The organism is Streptomonospora salina, assembly GCF_014204715.1.
GTDB classification, from domain to species: Bacteria; Actinomycetota; Actinomycetes; order Streptosporangiales; family Streptosporangiaceae; genus Streptomonospora; species Streptomonospora salina.
This window is the reverse complement of the sequence record NZ_JACHLY010000001.1, coordinates 4,631,220-4,648,651: the sequence shown is the minus strand read 5'-3', so window position 1 is coordinate 4,648,651 and position 17,432 is coordinate 4,631,220. Positions and strand designations below refer to the sequence as shown.

Annotated in this window: 15 protein-coding genes; 9 read left to right on the top strand and 6 right to left on the bottom strand. The window is 72.4% G+C overall.

The features are described 5' to 3' along the window. The first annotated feature begins 182 nt into the window (after positions 1–182). Positions 183–944 (top strand): glycerophosphodiester phosphodiesterase, encoded by a 762-nt coding sequence (locus HNR25_RS21035; RefSeq protein ID WP_184637981.1) that lies wholly within the window; start codon positions 183–185, stop codon positions 942–944. Positions 945–1,261: 317 nt separating this feature from the next. After that, positions 1,262–1,882 carry a TetR-type transcription factor C-terminal domain-containing protein gene (locus HNR25_RS21030; protein WP_184637978.1) on the top strand — a complete coding sequence of 207 codons (621 nt, stop codon included), beginning with the start codon at positions 1,262–1,264 and terminating at the stop codon, positions 1,880–1,882. Positions 1,883–1,906: 24 nt separating this feature from the next. Here the strand turns inward: HNR25_RS21030 and HNR25_RS21025 are convergent, their stop codons facing one another. The 3 genes from HNR25_RS21025 to HNR25_RS21015 all read right to left on the bottom strand — a co-directional run bounded on the left by HNR25_RS21025 (position 1,907) and on the right by HNR25_RS21015 (position 4,666). Next, entirely contained in the window at positions 1,907–3,103 is a 1,197-nt protein-coding gene (locus HNR25_RS21025; protein WP_184637976.1) for an FAD-dependent monooxygenase, read from the bottom strand. Continuing rightward, positions 3,100–3,717: a TetR/AcrR family transcriptional regulator gene (locus HNR25_RS21020; protein ID WP_184637974.1), complete on the bottom strand. Its 618-nt coding sequence runs from the start codon at positions 3,715–3,717 to the stop codon at positions 3,100–3,102. The genes HNR25_RS21025 and HNR25_RS21020 overlap by 4 nt, the downstream gene beginning before the upstream one ends. 388 nt (positions 3,718–4,105) lie before the next feature. Then, on the bottom strand, positions 4,106–4,666 hold the full coding sequence (locus tag HNR25_RS21015) for an ATP-binding protein (RefSeq protein WP_184637972.1): 561 nt from the start codon (positions 4,664–4,666) through the stop codon (positions 4,106–4,108). Between the two features lie 488 nt (positions 4,667–5,154). Here HNR25_RS21015 and HNR25_RS21010 point away from each other — a divergent pair, with 488 nt between their 5' ends. From HNR25_RS21010 to xylA, 4 genes are all read left to right on the top strand, one after another. Then, on the top strand, positions 5,155–5,391 hold the full coding sequence (locus HNR25_RS21010) for a DUF397 domain-containing protein (RefSeq protein WP_184637970.1): 237 nt from the start codon (positions 5,155–5,157) through the stop codon (positions 5,389–5,391). A 536-nt stretch (positions 5,392–5,927) separates the two neighbouring features. Continuing rightward, positions 5,928–6,836 (top strand): Sco1979 family transcriptional regulator, encoded by a 909-nt coding sequence (locus HNR25_RS21005; protein ID WP_184637968.1) that lies wholly within the window; start codon positions 5,928–5,930, stop codon positions 6,834–6,836. A 261-nt stretch (positions 6,837–7,097) separates the two neighbouring features. Next, positions 7,098–8,489 carry a xylulokinase gene (gene xylB, locus HNR25_RS21000; protein ID WP_184637966.1) on the top strand — a complete coding sequence of 464 codons (1,392 nt, stop codon included), beginning with the start codon at positions 7,098–7,100 and terminating at the stop codon, positions 8,487–8,489. A gap of 70 nt (positions 8,490–8,559) precedes the next feature. Next, positions 8,560–9,717, top strand: a complete 1,158-nt coding sequence (gene xylA / locus HNR25_RS20995) for a xylose isomerase (RefSeq protein ID WP_184637964.1) — start codon at positions 8,560–8,562, stop codon at positions 9,715–9,717. Between the two features lie 114 nt (positions 9,718–9,831). On the opposite strand, the gene HNR25_RS20990 is transcribed toward xylA, so the two are convergent. Both HNR25_RS20990 and HNR25_RS20985 read right to left on the bottom strand, forming a co-directional pair. Continuing rightward, positions 9,832–11,004, bottom strand: a complete 1,173-nt coding sequence (locus tag HNR25_RS20990) for an NAD(P)/FAD-dependent oxidoreductase (protein ID WP_184637962.1) — start codon at positions 11,002–11,004, stop codon at positions 9,832–9,834. Then, positions 11,001–11,333, bottom strand: coding sequence for a bifunctional 3-phenylpropionate/cinnamic acid dioxygenase ferredoxin subunit (locus HNR25_RS20985; RefSeq protein ID WP_184637959.1), 333 nt, complete (start codon positions 11,331–11,333; stop codon positions 11,001–11,003). The genes HNR25_RS20990 and HNR25_RS20985 overlap by 4 nt, the downstream gene beginning before the upstream one ends. Positions 11,334–11,717: 384 nt before the next feature. Here HNR25_RS20985 and HNR25_RS20980 point away from each other — a divergent pair, with 384 nt between their 5' ends. From HNR25_RS20980 to HNR25_RS20970, 3 genes are read left to right on the top strand one after another with little or no spacing between them, the layout of a single operon-like run. Next, positions 11,718–14,198: a GcvT family protein gene (locus HNR25_RS20980; RefSeq protein ID WP_221459093.1), complete on the top strand. Its 2,481-nt coding sequence runs from the start codon at positions 11,718–11,720 to the stop codon at positions 14,196–14,198. A 25-nt stretch (positions 14,199–14,223) separates the two neighbouring features. After that, positions 14,224–15,399 (top strand): N-methyl-L-tryptophan oxidase, encoded by a 1,176-nt coding sequence (solA, locus tag HNR25_RS20975; protein ID WP_184637955.1) that lies wholly within the window; start codon positions 14,224–14,226, stop codon positions 15,397–15,399. After that, a complete protein-coding gene (locus HNR25_RS20970; RefSeq protein ID WP_184637953.1) occupies positions 15,396–16,550 on the top strand; it encodes an aromatic ring-hydroxylating oxygenase subunit alpha in 1,155 nt (384 codons plus the stop codon). The genes solA and HNR25_RS20970 overlap by 4 nt, the downstream gene beginning before the upstream one ends. 100 nt (positions 16,551–16,650) lie before the next feature. Here HNR25_RS20970 and HNR25_RS20965 read toward each other — a convergent pair whose 3' ends face one another. Beyond that, a complete protein-coding gene (locus tag HNR25_RS20965; RefSeq protein WP_184637950.1) occupies positions 16,651–17,424 on the bottom strand; it encodes an IclR family transcriptional regulator in 774 nt (257 codons plus the stop codon). Positions 17,425–17,432 lie beyond the last annotated feature (8 nt).

The window sequence follows — 17,432 nt, the reverse complement described above, 5'->3', positions numbered from 1 at the left end:
CCGCGCCGCGGGCGGCCGCGCGGGTCGCGATCGCCGGTTCCGATGCGCACATCGCGTTCGCGTCGCCGCCGAATCCGCAGGTCTCGCCGCAGGTGCCGCACGTTCGCGGGCCGGGTTTGGCAGGCTGGACGTCGACGGCGGCGGACGGGCGCCGCCGGTTCCACGGGGCCTGGGGGATGACGATGACGCTGGCGACCGCATTGCGGGGCGATACCTCCCGCTATCGTGAGAACACGCTGCCCGCGCTCCGCGCCGCGATCGCCGCGGGGGCCGATGCGCTCGCAGTCGACCTGCGCACGACGGGTGACGGGCACGTCGTGGTGGTGGGCGACCGGAGCCTCAGGGAGGACTGGGGGCTGGACCGGGCCGTCGGCAGCGCCGAACTGGCCGACCTCGCGGTGCTGGGCGACGGCGTCGAACAGCGCATCCCCACGTTCATGGAGGTGCTGGCCGAAGCGGGGCGGGGGGCCGCGCCCCGCTCGCTGCTGTGCGAGGTGGATTCCGCCGGCACCGCGCTCGCGGCCGATGCCGTCGTCGGCGAGCACGGCATGAACGAGCGCGTCTGCTTCACCGGATCGGTCGACACGCTGCGCAACGTACGCGCGAAGCTGCCTTCGGCGGGCACCGCCCTGACGTGGGAGCAGTCCGACCTGCCCGGCCCGGAGGTCTGGGAGGACCTTCGACCCGACGTCTTCAGCGCCGACCACCGCGTCCTCACGCGCGAGCTGGTGGTGGAGATCCAGCGCCACGGCTACAGCGTCACCGCGTGGACGGTCGACGACTTCGCCGAAATGGTGCGCCTGGCGGGCATGGGCGTGGACGCCATCGTCACCTCCAATATCGGCGAGCTGGCACCCATCACGCGGAACGGGGAGAACACGCCCGAATCCGGCCCCCGGGAAACACCGTCCCGCGCGTCGGACCAGAGCACCGAACTCCCCTGAACAAGAATTGAATTCAGTTCATTTCGCGGCGGCCGCGCCGGGGAATCCCCGCCGCTCGCACCGCCCCCGGCGCGGCGGTGCCGCCGCCGGTTCCACCGCGCGCCCAGCACCCTCCTCCGGATGCCCTGAGCAGGGCTGCAACCCCGCCGGACAGCCCGAGTTCCGCCCGCCGGACCCGAGTCCGACGCGCCGCGTCACCGGAATGCTCTGAAACATCCGAACAATGACGCTATCCTCGAATGCGCCGACGGTGGATTTCCTCGGCACGCACCCCTCGACTACGCCCCTCCCTCGGGGCCGGTTCTGCAGAGATGATCATGACGGCGGACCTCTCCCGGATCGACACACAGACCTTCGACCGGATTCTCTGCGCGGCAGCGCGCGTTTTCGCGCGCCACGGACTGCGCGGCCTGGAAATGGCCTCGATCGCGGCCGCAGTCGCCGACGAGACGGGGGTCGCCCCCGCCGCGCTGCGCAGAGACTTCCCCACCCGGCTCGACCTCGCCTGCGCGATCGCGCTCAACAGCGGCCGCAGACTGGTGGACGACCAGCTCGCCGACCGCCGCCCCGGTGAGCCCGCCGAACGGATCGAACGCCTGGTACGGCGGCATATCGACCACTTCCGCCACCGCCGCGCCGAGGAGGATCTGCGGCGCACGGTGCTGCCGACCCTGCGCGCCGTCGACCCGGCCCGCTACCGCGAGCTTTCCGAACTCCGCACCACCTACCTCCACCACCTGCGCTCGATCGTGGCCGACGGCGCTACGCAGGGCCGTTTCCCGGTCGACAGCCCCGACGCCTCGGCGTCGGCGGTGCTGGAGACCCTGGAGTCGGTCGTGAACTGGTACGAACCCGGCGACGGGCTGTCGGCGCAGGAGCTCGGCGACGTCTACACCGACTTGATCGTGCACCACCACCTCGGCGGCCCGCGCGGCTGAACCGCGCCGGCCGCCCTCCCCCGCTCAGCCGCGCCCCGCGTCCCGCGCGGGCGCCGCCGGTTCGGGCAACCCGACCGGCTTGCCCGTCAGCGACGCGGCGATGTAGCGGTCGACGCCGGGCAGCGCCGACAGCCGCAACGCGATACGCCGCGCCCACAGCGCCCAGCCGGAATCGGGCAGGAAGATGCGCGCCCCGCGCCGCCCCACACGCTGCTTCTCCTCGACCACGGGGCGCCACTCCCGCTCGTAGCGCCCCAGCGCGGCCTCGACCGACTCCTCACCCGCCAGGTATTCGGCGAGCACGTGGGCACCGGCCACCGCGAGCGATGCGCCCATGCCCGCCAGCAGGGAAACGGCCTGGCAGGAGTCGCCGATCAGGGTGACCCGGCCGCGGCTCCATGCGGGCATGGAGACCTGGGAGACCTGGTCGTAGTAGATCTCCTCGGCGGGCGGGCAGGCTTCCAAAGCCCGCGGGACCACCCACCCCAGCGATCCGTAGGTCCTCCGCACAGCGCTGCGGACGTCTTCGGGCACCGCGGGGTCGGATGTGCGGTGGGCCGTGAAAGCCGCCACCCGCTCGCCGTCCAGGGCGTAGAAGCCCATCATCCGGTCCCGGCTGTCGGTCAGGCAGAACCCGTCGCCGACGTCGGCGCGCACGGCGGGGTCGGCGAAGACGTAGGCGGCGGTGTGGAACCCGAGGTAGCGGATGAACCGCTCTTCCTCGCCGAAGACCTCGGCACGCACGCGCGAGTGGATACCGTCGGCTCCCACGAGCAGTGCGGCGTCCAGTTCGCTGCCGTCGGTCAGCACCAGCCCGACACCGTCGGGCCGGTTGTCGAGTTGGGCGATGCTGGTGGCGTAGCGCAGGTCGACGCGGTCGGAGAGGTGCTCGCGCAACGCCCGCTCCACGTCGGGCCGCATGATACTGAGCAGGCGGCCGCCGACCGCGCGGGCGAACCTGTCGTAGTCGAGCCCGGCGCGCCTGCGGCCCCGTGCGTCGACGTAGCGGGCTTCGTCGACCCGGTGGCTGAGCTCGCGCAGCCGGGGCAGCACGCCCATCGCCTCGGCGGCGTCGTAGCCGGGACCGAAGAAGTCGATCATGTAGCCCTGCGGCCGGGGCTCCGGTGCCTTCTCCAGTACCACGACCTCGAATCCGAGGGTATCGAGGCGCTGGGCGAGGGCGAGCCCTGCGATCCCGGCGCCGCATACGACGATCTTCATTCCCGATCACCCGCTCTGTCGGTCTCTTCGGCGGTAGCTGCGACGCGGGCCGGCGCGAGGATGCGGCCCAGGACCGGCGCGATGTCCGACCCGCGCAGGCCGGGGTCGAGTGCGCGGTGCAGCAGGACTCCGTCGACCGCCGCGGCCAGTACCGCGGCGGTCGTATCCGGCTCGGCCACGCCGTGGCCGTCCAGCCAGGCTCCGACCCGGCCGCGGAACTCCTCCAGCAGGACGGCGATCTCGCGGCGCAGCGCGCCGTCGCGGGTCGAGGCCAGGTAGGTCTCGGTGAACAGCAGCGACAGCGGGTCCAGCCCGGTGTGCCGGTCGAGGTCGCCGAACAGGGTGTCCAGGCCCCGCTGCGCCGTGGCGGCCCGCTCGAACTCCTCCGGGGCCCGGGCGAGGTAGTCGCGCATGGCCCCGGTGGCGGCCTCGCGCAGCAGCGCCTGGACCGAGGAGAAGTGGTAGTGCACCAGCCCCGGTGTGACACCGGCCCGGTCGGCCAGCATGCGGGTGCTGACCGCCGTCCAGCCGTGCTCGGCGATCAGTTCGCAGGCCGTGTCGAGCAGCTTGCGCCGGACCTCGCGGCCGCGCTCGGCCGTGGTGGGTCGTGCCATGGATCCTCCCCGCCCGCGGAGGACGCGCCGTGCGCGCATCCGGCCCCGGGTCGCCGTTCGGGCGAACACATCGGTCGTTCGTTCTGGTCGTTCGTTCTGGTCAATCGATTTGGTCGTACGCCCAAATTAGTACACGCACGTCGGCCCGGCTCCTCGTCGGCGCGACCGCCCCGACAGCCGGCGGCCCGCCCGGCGCGCCGTTACGACGCGACCGGCCCGGCCTTCGCGCGCAGGACGCGGCGGGAGGGGGCGACGCCGTAGCCGGGGCCGGTGCGCGGCCGGGCGCGCACGGCGGCGCGTGGACGCGGACCGCAAAAAAGGGCGCCGCCGCCTGTCGCGGGCGGCGGCGCCCTATCCGGAAGGGCGAGGGGTGTTCGGGTGGTGCCCCTCAGGGCGCGTCGGGAATGGAGAACGCCGCCCAGACCACCTTTCCCTGCCCGTCGAGGATGTTCCAGCCCCAGTCGGAGCTGTAGGAGTCGATGAGGCGCAGGCCGCGCCCGCCTTCGCCGAAGCCGTCGCTGTCGTCCAGCACCGGAGCGGCACGGCTGGGGTCGAAGACCATGCAGGTGAGTTCGCCGTCGCCGCGGACCAGGCCGAATTGCACCGACCATTCCGAGAGCATCCCGGACTCCACGGGCGCGGCGTGCCGGCACGCGTTGGTGACCAACTCGGACACCACCAGGCGCAGGTCGCTGGAGAGGCGGTCCAGGGCCCAGTCCTCCAGCACGCCGACCGCGAAGTCGCGGGCCCGCTTGACCGAGGACGGATGGAACCCCAGACCGCACACCGCGGTGGCGGGGCGGACGAAGTGGTCCCCGACGGGCAGCGGCGCCAGCGAGAGGCCTTGCCATCCCCCCGGAACATCGCCGACGCGTGCCGACGGGACTTTGGCGCTGCCGGACTCAAGGAAGCGGCCACCGGCTTTGAAGTGGGCAGAGTGCGCAGTCATCGCGCTCCTTGCGCTGTCGGGCTCGCGCCGTACGGGTCCACGTGCATCCCCATCTGTCGTCGCTTACAGACGTAAGCACGAATGCATGTGCAAAAACTAGTCTAGTGAGTAGAAGCCCGTATGTCCCCCCTGTAGCCGTTCGTTATAAGAATTTAAGCGGATCACGTCGGACCCGACACACCCCGTCCCCCACATGCGCAACGTCCGTGCAGCGCACAGCACCCGGAGCATCCGACACCCGGCCGGAAGCGGCTCAGCGGGGCTCCCCGCTTCCCTACCGGGGTCCGGAACTTGTGCCCAAAGGTCCCAATTGACACCAAATGACCCATCTGGCCCAGTCTCCGGAGTCTTGCCGCATATCGTCGCAGTTAACGTAGTTTACGAACGCAAGCACTCTTGCAAGCACATATGCACGTGCATCATGTAGTCTGCCGCGCGAGCCGCGGATGATCGTGCCGATCGCGACAGCACCGAAAGAGAGAGCACAGATGCAGCAGACCTACAACGGCATCCCCGCCGGCAGCCTCCGGAGCGCCGTGTGGCGCAAATCCGAGCTCAGCAACCCGAGCGGCAACTGTGTGGAGGTCGCCCGCCTGCCGGACGGCGCGATCGCGATGCGCAACTCCCGCCACCCCGAAGGGCCCGCCCTGATCTACACGCCGGCCGAGATCACGGCCTTCGTCCACGGGGCCAAGCAGGGCGAGTTCGACTACCTGCTCGACTGACGCCTGCGACGCAGGCGGCCCGGCGCGGACGGCCCGCTGCGCAGCCGGATCCGGCCCCGGAACGGCGCGCCCCGGCGCCCCCGCCCCACATTGACCCCCGCCGCCTCGGCCGGGGAGGGCCGGGCCGGCCTGGCTCCATCGCAGGTCCACCGCGCGGACCGGCGACGTTTCCGTGCAATTCCACCGCCTCCCGTCTTTCTGCGCGTGCGTGCGCGGACGCGCGTCGGCGCCTGAGGTTGTCAGCGCAATCGACTTCCGCAAGGCCGATCCCGACGGAAATCCGCCGCCGCTTCGGATATCCGCCGCGCAATTCACGCGGCGCCGCACCGGCGATGCCGCGCCGACCCCCTTCGACCAGGACGGGAAGCGCCGGCACCCCTCGCGCTGCCGCCACACAACGCATCCGGGCGCGATCGCAGAGTGTGCACCTAACATCGTTCGGCACCGAGATGGGGCGTGTGCACCGGTTACGGCAATTGCCGCAACCGCCGGTATTCTGATTCACTAGCTCGGTCAGCTGCTCTCGGAGGGGCAAAATGGAGATAGCGCGGCCGGAAGAGGACACTCCTCCTGCGAACGTACTCGCGCAGTCCCGGGGCGGACCCACGGTGCTGCGCATCCTGCTCGGCACCCAGCTGCGGCGGTTGCGCACGGCCAAGGAGATCAGCCGCGAGGACGCCGGCTACGAGATCCGCGCGTCCCACGCCAAGATCAGCCGCTTGGAGCTCGGCCAGGTCAGTTTCAAGGAGCGCGACGTCGCCGACCTGCTCACGCTTTACGGCGTCGACGACGAGGGCGAGCGCGCCACGCTGCTGTCGCTGGCGCGCCAGGCCAACAACCCCGGCTGGTGGCACAAGTACAGCGACGTGCTGCCGAGCTGGTTCGAAGTCTACGTCGGCCTTGAGGAAGCCGCCTCGATCATCCGCACCTACGAGCTCCAGTTCGTGCCGGGGCTGCTACAGGCCGAGGAGTACGCCCGCGCGGTGATCATGCTCGGGCACGGCAACGCCCCCGTCGACGAGATCGACCGGCGGGTGCACCTGCGCATGACCCGCCAGCAGCGCCTGACCGGCCCGAACCCGCCGCGGCTGTGGGCGGTCGTCGACGAGGCCGCGCTGCGCCGGCCGCTGGGCGGCACCCATGCCATGCGCGCCCAGCTTGAGCACCTGATCGAGATGGCCACGCTTCCCAACATCACGCTGCAGATCGTGCCGTTCGCCCGAGGCGGGCACGCCGCGGCCGGCGGCCCCTTCAGCATCCTGCGCTTCACCGGGGCCGATCTGCCCGACGTGGTCTACCTGGAGCAGCTGACCAGCTCGCTCTACTTCGACAAGCCCGAGGAGACCGACCACTACATGGCGGTCATGGACCGGCTCTGCCTGGAGGCCGCGCCGGCCTCGGAGACGCCCCGCTACCTGCGCCGCATCCTCGACGACCTCGGCTGAGACACCGCGAGCGGCGGTCCCGGATCGTGCGGCGGATTCCGCCGCACGATCCGGGACCGCCGCTGTTCCGTGCACCCCGGACGCGCGATCCGGCACCCGCCACCGTGCAGCGTTCACCAGCGTCTTCATTCCCCCAGCGGGATTGACTTCTAGTTAGTCCAGAGACCAAACTAATCAGACCGCGGTGCGCAGCGCCTCGCGTGCGGCCCCCGCGCTCAGATCCCTGTACCCCCTGATCCCGACGCGCTTGGAGATCCGACGATGCTGGTCGCGGGAGTAGACTCCTCCACCCAGGGCACGAAGATCGTGGTACGCGACGCGGACACCGGCGCCCTGGTGCGCAGTGCGCAGGCGGCCCACCCCGACGGCACCGAGATCGACCCGCAGTACTGGTGGGACGCTCTGCTGCAGGTCTGCGGCGACGGCCTGCTGGACGGCGTCTCCGCCATCGGCGTGGGCGCCCAGCAACACGGCATGGTCGCCGTCGACGGCGACGGCGCCGTCGTGCGTCCCGCCCTGCTGTGGAACGACACCCGTTCGGCCGGCGCCGCCCGCGACCTCGTCGACGAGCTCGGCGGCCCCGCCGAATGGGCGCACGCCGTAGGCAGCGTCCCCGTCGCCAGCCTGACCGTCACCAAGCTGCGCTGGCTGGCCGAGCACGAACCCGGCAACGCCGCCCGCACCGAACAGGTCATGCTCCCCCACGACTGGCTGACCTGGCGGCTGCGCGGTGGAACCGACCCCGTCACCGACCGCGGCGACGCCTCCGGCACCGGCTATTTCGACACCGCTCGGGGGACCTACCGCCCCGACTTGCTGCGCATGGCCTTCGGCCGCGACCTGGGGCTGCCGCGCGTCGCCGGACCCGCGGAGAACGCGGGCCCCGTCCGGGTCGCCGGCCTGCCCGACATCGGCACGGTCGCACCGGGCACCGGCGACAACATGGCCGCCGCGCTCGGCCTGGAGGCCCGCCCCGGCGACGTCGTCGTGTCGCTGGGAACCTCGGGAACCGCCTTCGCCGTCTCCGACGACCCGGTCGCCGACTCCTCGGGCCTGGTGACCGGGTTCGCCGACGCTACCGGGCGGTTCCTGCCGCTGGTGGCCACCCTCAACGCGGCGCGCGTGCTCGACGCCGGGGCGCGGATGCTCGGCGTGGACCTGGAGGAGTTCGGCAAGCTCGCGCTGTCGGCGCCGTCGGGCGCCGAAGGACTGACCCTGGTTCCCTACCTCGACGGCGAGCGCACCCCCAACCTGCCCGACGCCGCCGGCCGCCTCGACGGCATGACGCGGGCCAACCTGCACCCGGCGGCCGTGGCCCGTGCGTTCGTCGAAGGCATGCTGTGCGGGCTCGCCGACGCGGTGGACGCGCTCACCGCCCAGGACGTTCCGGTACACCGCGTGCTGCTGATCGGCGGCGCCGCACGCTCGGCGGCCGTGCGGTCGATCGCACCGGGGATCCTGGGCCGGCCCGTGGTCGTGCCCGAACCGGGCGAGTACGTCGCCGACGGCGCGGCGCGCCAGGCCGCCTGGGCGCTGGCCGCGACCACCGAGCCGCCGGAGTGGTCCGGCCCGGGCAGCGCGGACGTGTACGAGGCCGCACCTGCACCCGGAGTCCGGGAGCGCTACGCCCGGGCGCGCGGCGCCCTGGTGTGAACCGCTGCCCGGCGGGTCTGCCACGGGGGACCGGAGCCGGTCCCCAGTCGAAACCGAACGAGGATCAGCCATGAACGATTACCAGCCCGTCCGCGACGACAAGTTCACCTTCGGCCTGTGGACGGTGGGCTGGCAGGGCGTCAACACCTTCGGCGAGCCGGTGCGCCCGGTGCTGGACACCGTCGAGGCCGTGCGCCGCCTCTCCGACCTGGGTGCCTACGGCGTCACCTTCCACGACGACGACCTCGTCCCGCCCGGCAGCGACGCCGATACCCGCCGGCAGCTCGTCAAGCGCTTCCAGGGCGTGCTGGAGGAGACCGGCCTGGCGGTGCCGATGGCCACCACCAACCTGTTCAGCCACCCGGTGTTCCGCGACGGCGGGTTCACCTCCAACAGCCGCGACGTGCGCCGCTACGCCATCCGCAAGGTGCTGCGCAACATCGACCTCGCCGCGGAACTGGGCGCCCAGACCTACGTGTGCTGGAACGGCCAGGACGGCGCCGAGACCGAGGCGGGCAAGAACGACCACGCTCAGCTCGACCGGCTGCGCGAGACGTTCAACATCCTGAGCGAATACGTGCGCGAGCAGGGCTACGACATGCGCTTCGCGCTGGAGCCCAAGCCCAACGAGCCGCGCGGCGACGTGCTGCTGCCCACCGTCGGCCACGCGCTGGCCTTCATCAACGAGCTGGACCACCCCGAGATGGTGGGCGTCAATCCCGAGGTCGGCCATGAGCAGATGGCCGGGCTCAACTTCGCCCACGGCGTGGCCCAGGCTCTGTGGCACGACAAGCTGTACCACATCGACCTCAACGGCCAGCGCAGCATCAAGTACGACCAGGACCTGCGCTTCGGAGCCGGCGACGTGAAGGAGGCGTTCTTCCTGGTCGACCTGCTGGAGAACGCCGGCTACACGGGGTCGCGGCAGTTCGACTTCAAGCCGCCGCGGACCGAGGACATGGACGGCGTGTGGGCCTCGGCCGAGGGCTGCATGCGCAACTACCTGATCATGCGGGAGAAGGCGAAGGCCTTCCGCGCCGACCCCGAGGTCCAGGCGGCCCTGGAGGCCTCGCGCGTGGGCGAGCTGTCGGTGCCCACGCTCGGCGACGGCGAGTCGCTGGCCGACCTGCGCAGCGAGCAGTTGGACCTGGACTCGGTAGGCGAGCGCGGCTACCACTTCGAGCGGCTGGACCAGCTCGCGCTGGACCACCTGATGGGCGTTCGCTGACCCCAGCGCCTCCTCGCCGCCGCCGGCCGGGTCTCCCCCTCCGGCCGGCGACGGCCCTCCTCGGAAACCACCGGACCGGCGACGTCCGCGGCAACGGGATCCGCCGCCCCCGGCTCACACCGGGGCCGCGGACCGGCCTATGCCGCGGCGCAGGCGGGTGAAGCTGCGCGGCCGGTCCATGGCCGCCGCGGCGGTGACCGCGCCGCCGCGTTCGTAGACCGCCGCGAAGGCGCGCTCCTCCAGCGATCCCTCCACCACGCGCACGTCGTCGCCGGGCTCGGTCCGGCCGGCGAACTGCAGCCGCACCCCGTACTGGTCGGACCAGAAGTAGGGAGAGCGCCGGTACTCGGTGACGGCGGCTCCGGCGAGCAGGTTGGCCGCTGCCACGCCCGGCTGCTGGGCTGCGGCGGTCCAGTGCTCGGGACGGGCGTCGGTACCGTCGGATCCGCGCAGCCGCGCCACGTCGCCCACGGCCGCGACACCGCCGGCCGCGGTCAGCAGCCCCGTGCCGCAGACCACCCCGTCGTCCAGCTCCAGTCCGGATCCCGCCAGCCAGGCGGTGGCGGGTTTGGCGCCGATGCCCATCACGACCACGTCGGCCGGAACGACGGTGCCGTCGGCGAGGTCGACGCCGGTGACCCGGCCGTACCCGCGGAGCCCGCTGACGGGGACGCCGCACAGCAGCCGCACCCCGTTGTCGGCGTGCAGTCCCGCCGCCGCGCGGGCGACGACCGGGCCCAGCACCGGCGCCATCGGCGTTTCCAGCGCCTCGACGACGGTGGTTTCCAGACCCAGCGCCGAGCAGGCCGAGGCGATCTCGGCGCCGATGAACGAACCGCCGATGACGGCCACGCGCGGCGATCCGGAGGCGAGGTCCGCGCGCAGCGCGTCGGCGTCGGCGACGTTGCGCAGCACGTGCACGCCTTCGACGCCGGCGGTGCCCGGGAGCCGGTTGGGTGCGGCGCCGGTGGCGACGACCACCGCATCGGCGACGGTCTCGGTTCCGTCGGAGAGCGCGACGGCACGCCGGCGCAGGTCCAGGCCGGTGGCGCGCACGCCCAGCCGCCAGTCGGCGCACAGGCGGTCCTCGTCGTCGCGGTCGAGCAGGGCGAGGTCGGCGGCGTCGGCCTTGCCCAGCAGGTAGTCCTTGGACAGCGGCGGGCGGTCGTAGGGCGGGCGGACCTCGTCGCCGACGACGGTGAGCCTGCCGTCGAACCCCCGCTCGCGCAGCGCGCGTGCGGTCTCCACACCGGCCAGCGAGGCACCGACCACCGCGACCGACCTCATGCGACCTCCTCCGGAACGCGCTGGGGGGCGGCGGCGTGCACGTAGACGCCGCCGTCGTCGTCGACGGTGACCGCGTAGGTGCGCACGGGGCGCTTGGCGGGCAGGCAGGTGGGTTGTCCGGTGCGCAGGTCGAAGGCGGCCTCGTGCAGCGGGCACTCGATGTGGCACCCCTCCAGCCAGCCCTCCGAGAGCGAGGCGTTCTGGTGGGTGCAGGTGTCGTCGACGGCGTAGATCTCACCATCGGCGTTGAACAGCGCGATGGGGTCGTCGGCCATCACCCGCAGCGACTCCCCCTGCGGCAGGTCGTCCAGGTGGCAGGCGTAGATCATGGCGAGCTCCTCCTCTCGGTCCGGTTCGGCTGCGCTGGTTGTTCCGGGCCGATCCGCGCACGGCGCGCAAGCGGCAAGGTGCGAGCGGCGGGGCCCGCGGCGCGGGCGCCGCAGGGGAGTTCTCTCAGCTGCCGAACAACGGCAGCTTGTGTCCCACAATATGCAACTAAGTTCTTAGTGAGCAACAGTGTCGACGGCGCGACTAGCCGCCGTCAAGGACGATGAAACCGCGACTGTTCAGGAACTTCTACCGGAAATCGAGTGCCGCGCGGGCTCTTGACGCGGAGGACCGGTCGGATCCAATCTGTTGATAATTACGCAGTACGATGCACCATGTGCAACCAAGATCACGGCGCACCGGCCGCCCGTACCGAGGGGGAGCCCATGAGCACCGCCGCCGTCCCGCCTCCCCGCAGCCCGCACCCGCGCGTCGTGGTCATCGGCGCGGGCATCGTCGGCTGCGCCCTCGCCGACGAGCTCACGAGCCGCGGCTGGCACGACGTCACCGTCCTGGAACAAGGGCCGCTCTTCGCCACCGGCGGCTCCAGCTCGCACGCTCCGGGCCTCGTGTTCGCGACCAACCCGTCCCCGACGATGACCGCCTTCGCGAACTACACCGTGGCCAAATTCGCGCGGCTCGACCTCGACGACCGCCGGTGCTTCAGCGCCGTAGGCGGCCTGGAGGTGGCCGCGACCCGGCAGCGCCTGCACGACCTCGAACGCAAACGCGGGCTCGCCCGCTCCTGGGGCGTACGCGCCCAACTCGTGGGGCCCGACGAATGCGCACGGATGTGGCCGATGCTGGATTCCACCCGCATCCGCGGCGGCCTGTACACCCCCGACGACGGGCTGGCCGATGCTGTGCGCGCCGGCGAGGCCCAGGCCCGCGCTGCCATGGCGCGCGGCGCGGCGTTCCTGGACCACCACACCGTCGTCGGCGTCGAACGCGGCGGCGGCCGCGTACGGGGCGTGGCCACCGACCGCGGCACCTTCCCCGCCGACATCGTGGTCTCGGCCGCCGGGTTCTGGGGGCCGGCGATCGGACGCATGGCCGGCGTCGAGGTCCCGCTGCTGCCCATGGCCCACCAGTACGCCTACACCGCTCCGATCGAGGGCGCGGACCCCCCGCCCGAGCCGGAGACCGTCCGACCCCTGCTGCGCCATCAGGACCGCGACCTCTACTTCCGCGAGCACGGCGACCGCATCGGCATCGGCTCCTACGCCCACCGCCCCATTCCCGTGCACCTGGAGGACGTCGCCGAGCCCGGAACCGACGCATCGGCGGAGATGCCCTCGAAGCTGGAGTTCACCGCCGCCGACTTCGAGCCGAGCTGGCGCGACAGCGTCGAACTGCTGCCGGCACTGGCCGACTCCAAGGTCGAGGAGGGCTTCAACGGGATCTTCTCGTTCACACCCGACGGCATGCCGCTGCTGGGCGAGTCCCAGCGGTTGCGCGGATTCTGGCTGGCCGAAGCTGTGTGGGTGACGCATTCGGCCGGCGCGGCCAAGGCGGTGGCCGAGTGGATGACCGAGGGCCGCACGTCCACCGACGTGCACGAGTGCGACATGCACCGGTTCGAGGACGCCCAGCTCACCCCCGCCTATGTCACCGACCGCGGCAAGCAGAGCTTCATCGAGGTCTACGACGTCGTGCACCCGATGCAGCCGATGCAGCACCCGCGACCGCTGCGCACCAGCCCCTTCCACCAGCGCCAGCAGGAGCAGGGCGCCTTCTCGCTGGAGGGCGGCGGCTGGGAGCGTCCGCACTGGTACGAGGCCAACGCGCCTCTGGTCCGCCCCGAGGACGAAGCCGCCGTTCGCGACGCCTGGGCGTCCCGCTACCACTCCCCCGTCGTATGCGCCGAGGCCCGCGCCACGCGCGAGGGCGTCGCGCTCTACGACATGACCCCGCTCAAGCGCCTGGAGGTCAGCGGCCCGGGGGCGATGGCGTTCCTGCAGCGCATGACGACCAACCAGGTCGACCGCAGGTCCGGAACCGTCGCCTACAACCTGCTGCTGGACCCCGGCGGCGGGGTGCGCAGCGACCTGACCGTCGCCCGCCTGGACGACGACATGTTCCAGGTCGCGGTCAGCAGCAACCTCGACGTCGACTGGCTGTACACCCACCTGCCCGACGACGGCTCGGTGGTGCTGCGCGAGACCACCGCGGGCACCTGCTGCATCGGCGTGTGGGGGCCGCTCGCCCGCGACCTGGTGCAGCCGCTCAGCGGCGACGACCTCTCCCACGAAGGCTTCGGCTTCTTCAAGGCGCGCCGGATCCGCGTCGGGCACGTGCCGGTGCTCGCGCTGCGGGTGTCCTATGTCGGCGAGCTCGGCTGGGAGCTGTACACCAGCGCCGACCTGGGCCTGCGCCTGTGGGACACGCTGTGGGAGGCCGGGCGCGGACTGGGCGCGATCGCCGCGGGCCGCGGCGCCTTCAACAGCCTGCGGCTGGAGAAAGGGTACCGGCTCGCCGGCACCGACATGACCACCGAGCACGACCCGTACGAGGCGGGGCTGGGCTTCGCGGTGCGGCTGGACAAGGGCGACTTCGTGGGCCGCGACGCCGCAGCCACCGCCGCCGAGCGCGAGCCCCGGCGCAGGCTCGGCTGCCTGACCCTCGACGACCCCGCCCACGTGGTCATGGGCCGCGAACCCGTGCTGGTGGGGGGCCGGCCCGCCGGCTACGTCACCAGCGCCGCCTACAGCACGACGCTCGGCCGCACGATCGCCTACGCCTGGCTCCCCGCAGAGGCGGCCGAGCCCGGCACCGACGTGGCGGTGGAGTACTTCGGCGAACCCTTCGCCGCCACCGTGGCCGCTGAACCCCTGGTCGACCCGCAGATGGCCCGCATCCGCCGCTGACCGCCGCCCGAGGAGGCACGAGACCATGGACCGCTCCTACGACGCCGCCGTCATCGGACTCGGCGCGATGGGCAGCGCCGCCGCCTACCACCTGGCCGCACGGGGGCTGCGCGTGCTGGGCCTGGAGCGCTTCGGGCCCGCCCACGACCGGGGGTCCAGCCACGGCGGTTCGCGCATCATCCGCCAGGCCTACTTCGAGCACCCCGACTACGTCCCCCTGCTGCTGCGCGCCTACGAGCTGTGGCACGCGCTGGAACGCGACTGGGGATCGGAGCTGATGACGCTCACCGGCGCGCTGATGCTGGGCCGGCCCGACAGCCGCACCGTCGCGGGCAGCCGCGCCTCGGCCCACGCGTGGGGCCTGCCGCACGAGATGCTGGACGCGGCCGAGATCCGCCGCCGCTTCCCCACCCTCCGCCCGGGCGAGGACCACGTCGGGCTCTACGAGGAGCGCGGGGGCTTCGTCCGTCCCGAGGCCGCGGTCGCCGCCCACCTCGGCCTGGCCGAACGGGCGGGAGCCGACCTGCGCTTCTTCGAGCCCGCCGCGGACTGGACCGCGCTGCCCGGCGGCGACGGCGTCCGCATCACCACCGCCGCGGGCACCTACACCGCCGACCGGCTGGTCGTGTGCCCGGGCGCCTGGGCGCCGCGGACGCTGGCGGACCTGGCCGTGGACTTCACCGTCGAGCGCCAGGTGCAGTACTGGTTCGCGCCGCGCGGCGGGACGGAACCGTTCGCGCCGCAGCACCACCCCGTCTACGTGTGGGAAGACCCCGAAGGTGTGCAGATCTACGGATTCCCCGCCTACGACGGCCCGCAGGGCGGCGTGAAGACCGCGTTCTTCCGGCGCGGAACCCCCTGCGAGCCCGAGACGCTGGACCGCAGGATCCACCCCGGGGAGATCGCGGTGATCGCCGAGCACCTCAGCACCCGGGTACCCGACCTTCCCGGCCGGTTCCTGCGCGGCGCCGCGTGCATGTACACCACCACCGCCGACGAGCACTTCGTGATCGCCACCCACCCCGAGTACCCGCAGACCACTGTGGCCTGCGGGTTCTCCGGGCACGGATTCAAGTTCACACCGGTCGTGGGCGAGATCGCCGCCGACCTGGCGATCTCCGGCACGACCGCGCACTCCGTCGACCTGTTCGCCCCGCGGCCCCGCAGCGCCGCAGAACCCCGGACGGAGGTGTCCCGATGACGGCCACCGACCCCGCTCGCACCGCATCCCCGGCCCCGCCGTCGGACCTGATGCCGACACTGCCCGGCCGCTACTACACCGACCCCGCGGTGTTCGCCCGGGAACAGGAGCGCATCCTGGAGTCCCAGTGGTTCTGCGCGGTGCGCAGCGCCGACCTCGAACGGCCGGGCGCCTTCCGCACCGCCGCCGTGGGCCGCGAGAGCGTCCTGGTGTGCCGCAACCGCTCCGGAGGGGTACGCGCATTCCTGAACGTGTGCCGGCACCGCGGCGCACGGCTGTGCACCGCCGAGTCCGGCGAAGTCCGGCGGTCCCTGCAATGCCCGTACCACGCCTGGACCTACGACCTCGACGGACGCCTGACCGCCGCGCCCAACATGGCCGACATGCCCGGCATCGACCGCCGCGAGCGCGGGCTCATCGGGGTGCACGTGCGCGAGTGGCTGGGCTACGTGTGGGTGTGCCTGGCCCAGGAGCCGCCGTCCTTCGACGACACCGTGCGCGCGGCGGTGGCGCGGCGGCTCGGCGACGAGGACGCGGTGGAGCGCTACGGCGCCGAGGGCCTGGCGCTGGGCCGGCGCGTCTCCTACGACGTGGCGGCCAACTGGAAGCTGATCATCGAGAACTTCATGGAGTGCTACCACTGCGGCACCATCCACCCCGAGCTGACCGACGTGCTGCCGGAGTTCGCCGACGGCCACGCCGCCCAGTACTACGTGGGCCACGGCGCGCGGTTCGGCGACGGCGTCGCCGGGTTCACCGTCGACGGCACGGAGGGATTCGGGCGCATCGACGGCCTCGGCGACGAGCAGGACCGCCGCTACTACGCCGTCACGGTGCCCCCGCAGACCTTCCTCAACCTGGTACCCGACCACGTGATCGTGCACCGGATGTTCCCGCTGGCGCCCGACCGGACGCTGATCGAGTGCGACTGGCTCTACAGCCCGGGGGTGGTGGAATCCGGCGCCGACCTGTCGCACTCGGTGGAGCTGTTCGACCGGGTCAACCGCCAGGACTTCGCGGCGTGCGAGCGCTGCCAGCCCGCGATGTCCTCGCGCGCCTACCGCGACGGCGGCGTACTGGTGCCGGTCGAACACCACATCGCCGAATTCCACTCCTGGACCGCCGGCCTGCTGGGCGAGCCGGCGCCCTGAGAGCGGCGGCCCCGCCGATCTCGGGGATTTCGCCGGCGCAGCGCCGGAGAACGGTGAAACCCCGAGATCGTTTTCGGCGGATCCCGGTCCTCCCGGCGGTTCAGTCGTCCGGGGGCGCAGCAGTGGGCGGTTCCCGGCTCCAGCCGAGTTCTTCGCTGACAGCGGCGGCGGTTTCCGTGAGGGCGGGGACGAGGGCGAGGAGCCGGGCGCGGTCGACGACCATGTCGGGGGCCGACACCGAGACCGCCGCCGCGACGGCGCCGGAGGCGTCGCGGACGGGGGCGGCCGCGCAGTGGATGAACTCCTCGTGTTCGAAGTCGTCCAGCGCCCAGCCCTGCTCGGCGACCCGAGCGAGGTCGGCGGCGAGGCTTTCGCGGGTGGTGCGGGTGCCGGCGGTGAAGCGTTCGTAGGGCGGTTCGCCCAGCAGGTCGTCGCGTTCGGATTCGGGCATGTGCGCCAGCAGGGCCTTGCCCACCGCCGTCGCGTGCAGCGGGGCGGCCGCGCCGATACGCGAGTACATGCGGACCGCGTGGCGCGACTCCACCTTGTCCAGGTAGACCATGGATCCGCCTTCGCGGGCCGCCAAGTGCACGGTGTGCCCGCACGCGGCGCCGAGCTCGCGCAGGTGGCCGGCGGCGGCGGCACGCACGTCCAGGCCCTCCAGCGCGATCTGGGCCAGGCCGGTCATGCGCGGACCGATCCGGTACCGGCCGTCGTCCGTGCGCCGCACGAACCGCTCCTCCTCCAGCGTGCGCAGCAGCCGCAGCGAGGTGGTGCGGTGCACGTCCAGCCGCCGCCCCAGCTCGCTGATGGTCGCCGGGCCGGAGGCCAGCTCGATGAGGATCTGCAGTGCGCGTTGGACGCTTCCGGGCATGTCGGCCC

What these genes read in the sequence shown, in the direction of transcription:
- xylA (WP_184637964.1), top strand. Translation starts at nt 8,560, where the DNA reads ATGAACGATTACCAGCCCGTCCGCGACGACAAGTTCACCTTCGGCCTG.
- HNR25_RS21010 (WP_184637970.1), top strand. Translation starts at nt 5,155, where the DNA reads ATGCAGCAGACCTACAACGGCATCCCCGCCGGCAGCCTCCGGAGCGCC.
- HNR25_RS21025 (WP_184637976.1), bottom strand. Translation starts at nt 3,103, where the DNA reads ATGAAGATCGTCGTATGCGGCGCCGGGATCGCAGGGCTCGCCCTCGCC.
- xylB (WP_184637966.1), top strand. Translation starts at nt 7,098, where the DNA reads ATGCTGGTCGCGGGAGTAGACTCCTCCACCCAGGGCACGAAGATCGTG.
- HNR25_RS20985 (WP_184637959.1), bottom strand. Translation starts at nt 11,333, where the DNA reads ATGATCTACGCCTGCCACCTGGACGACCTGCCGCAGGGGGAGTCGCTG.
- HNR25_RS20980 (WP_221459093.1), top strand. Translation starts at nt 11,718, where the DNA reads ATGAGCACCGCCGCCGTCCCGCCTCCCCGCAGCCCGCACCCGCGCGTC.
- HNR25_RS20970 (WP_184637953.1), top strand. Translation starts at nt 15,396, where the DNA reads ATGACGGCCACCGACCCCGCTCGCACCGCATCCCCGGCCCCGCCGTCG.
- HNR25_RS21015 (WP_184637972.1), bottom strand. Translation starts at nt 4,666, where the DNA reads ATGACTGCGCACTCTGCCCACTTCAAAGCCGGTGGCCGCTTCCTTGAG.
- HNR25_RS21020 (WP_184637974.1), bottom strand. Translation starts at nt 3,717, where the DNA reads ATGGCACGACCCACCACGGCCGAGCGCGGCCGCGAGGTCCGGCGCAAG.
- HNR25_RS21030 (WP_184637978.1), top strand. Translation starts at nt 1,262, where the DNA reads ATGACGGCGGACCTCTCCCGGATCGACACACAGACCTTCGACCGGATT.
- HNR25_RS20990 (WP_184637962.1), bottom strand. Translation starts at nt 11,004, where the DNA reads ATGAGGTCGGTCGCGGTGGTCGGTGCCTCGCTGGCCGGTGTGGAGACC.
- HNR25_RS21035 (WP_184637981.1), top strand. Translation starts at nt 183, where the DNA reads ATGACGCTGGCGACCGCATTGCGGGGCGATACCTCCCGCTATCGTGAG.
- HNR25_RS21005 (WP_184637968.1), top strand. Translation starts at nt 5,928, where the DNA reads ATGGAGATAGCGCGGCCGGAAGAGGACACTCCTCCTGCGAACGTACTC.
- HNR25_RS20965 (WP_184637950.1), bottom strand. Translation starts at nt 17,424, where the DNA reads ATGCCCGGAAGCGTCCAACGCGCACTGCAGATCCTCATCGAGCTGGCC.
- solA (WP_184637955.1), top strand. Translation starts at nt 14,224, where the DNA reads ATGGACCGCTCCTACGACGCCGCCGTCATCGGACTCGGCGCGATGGGC.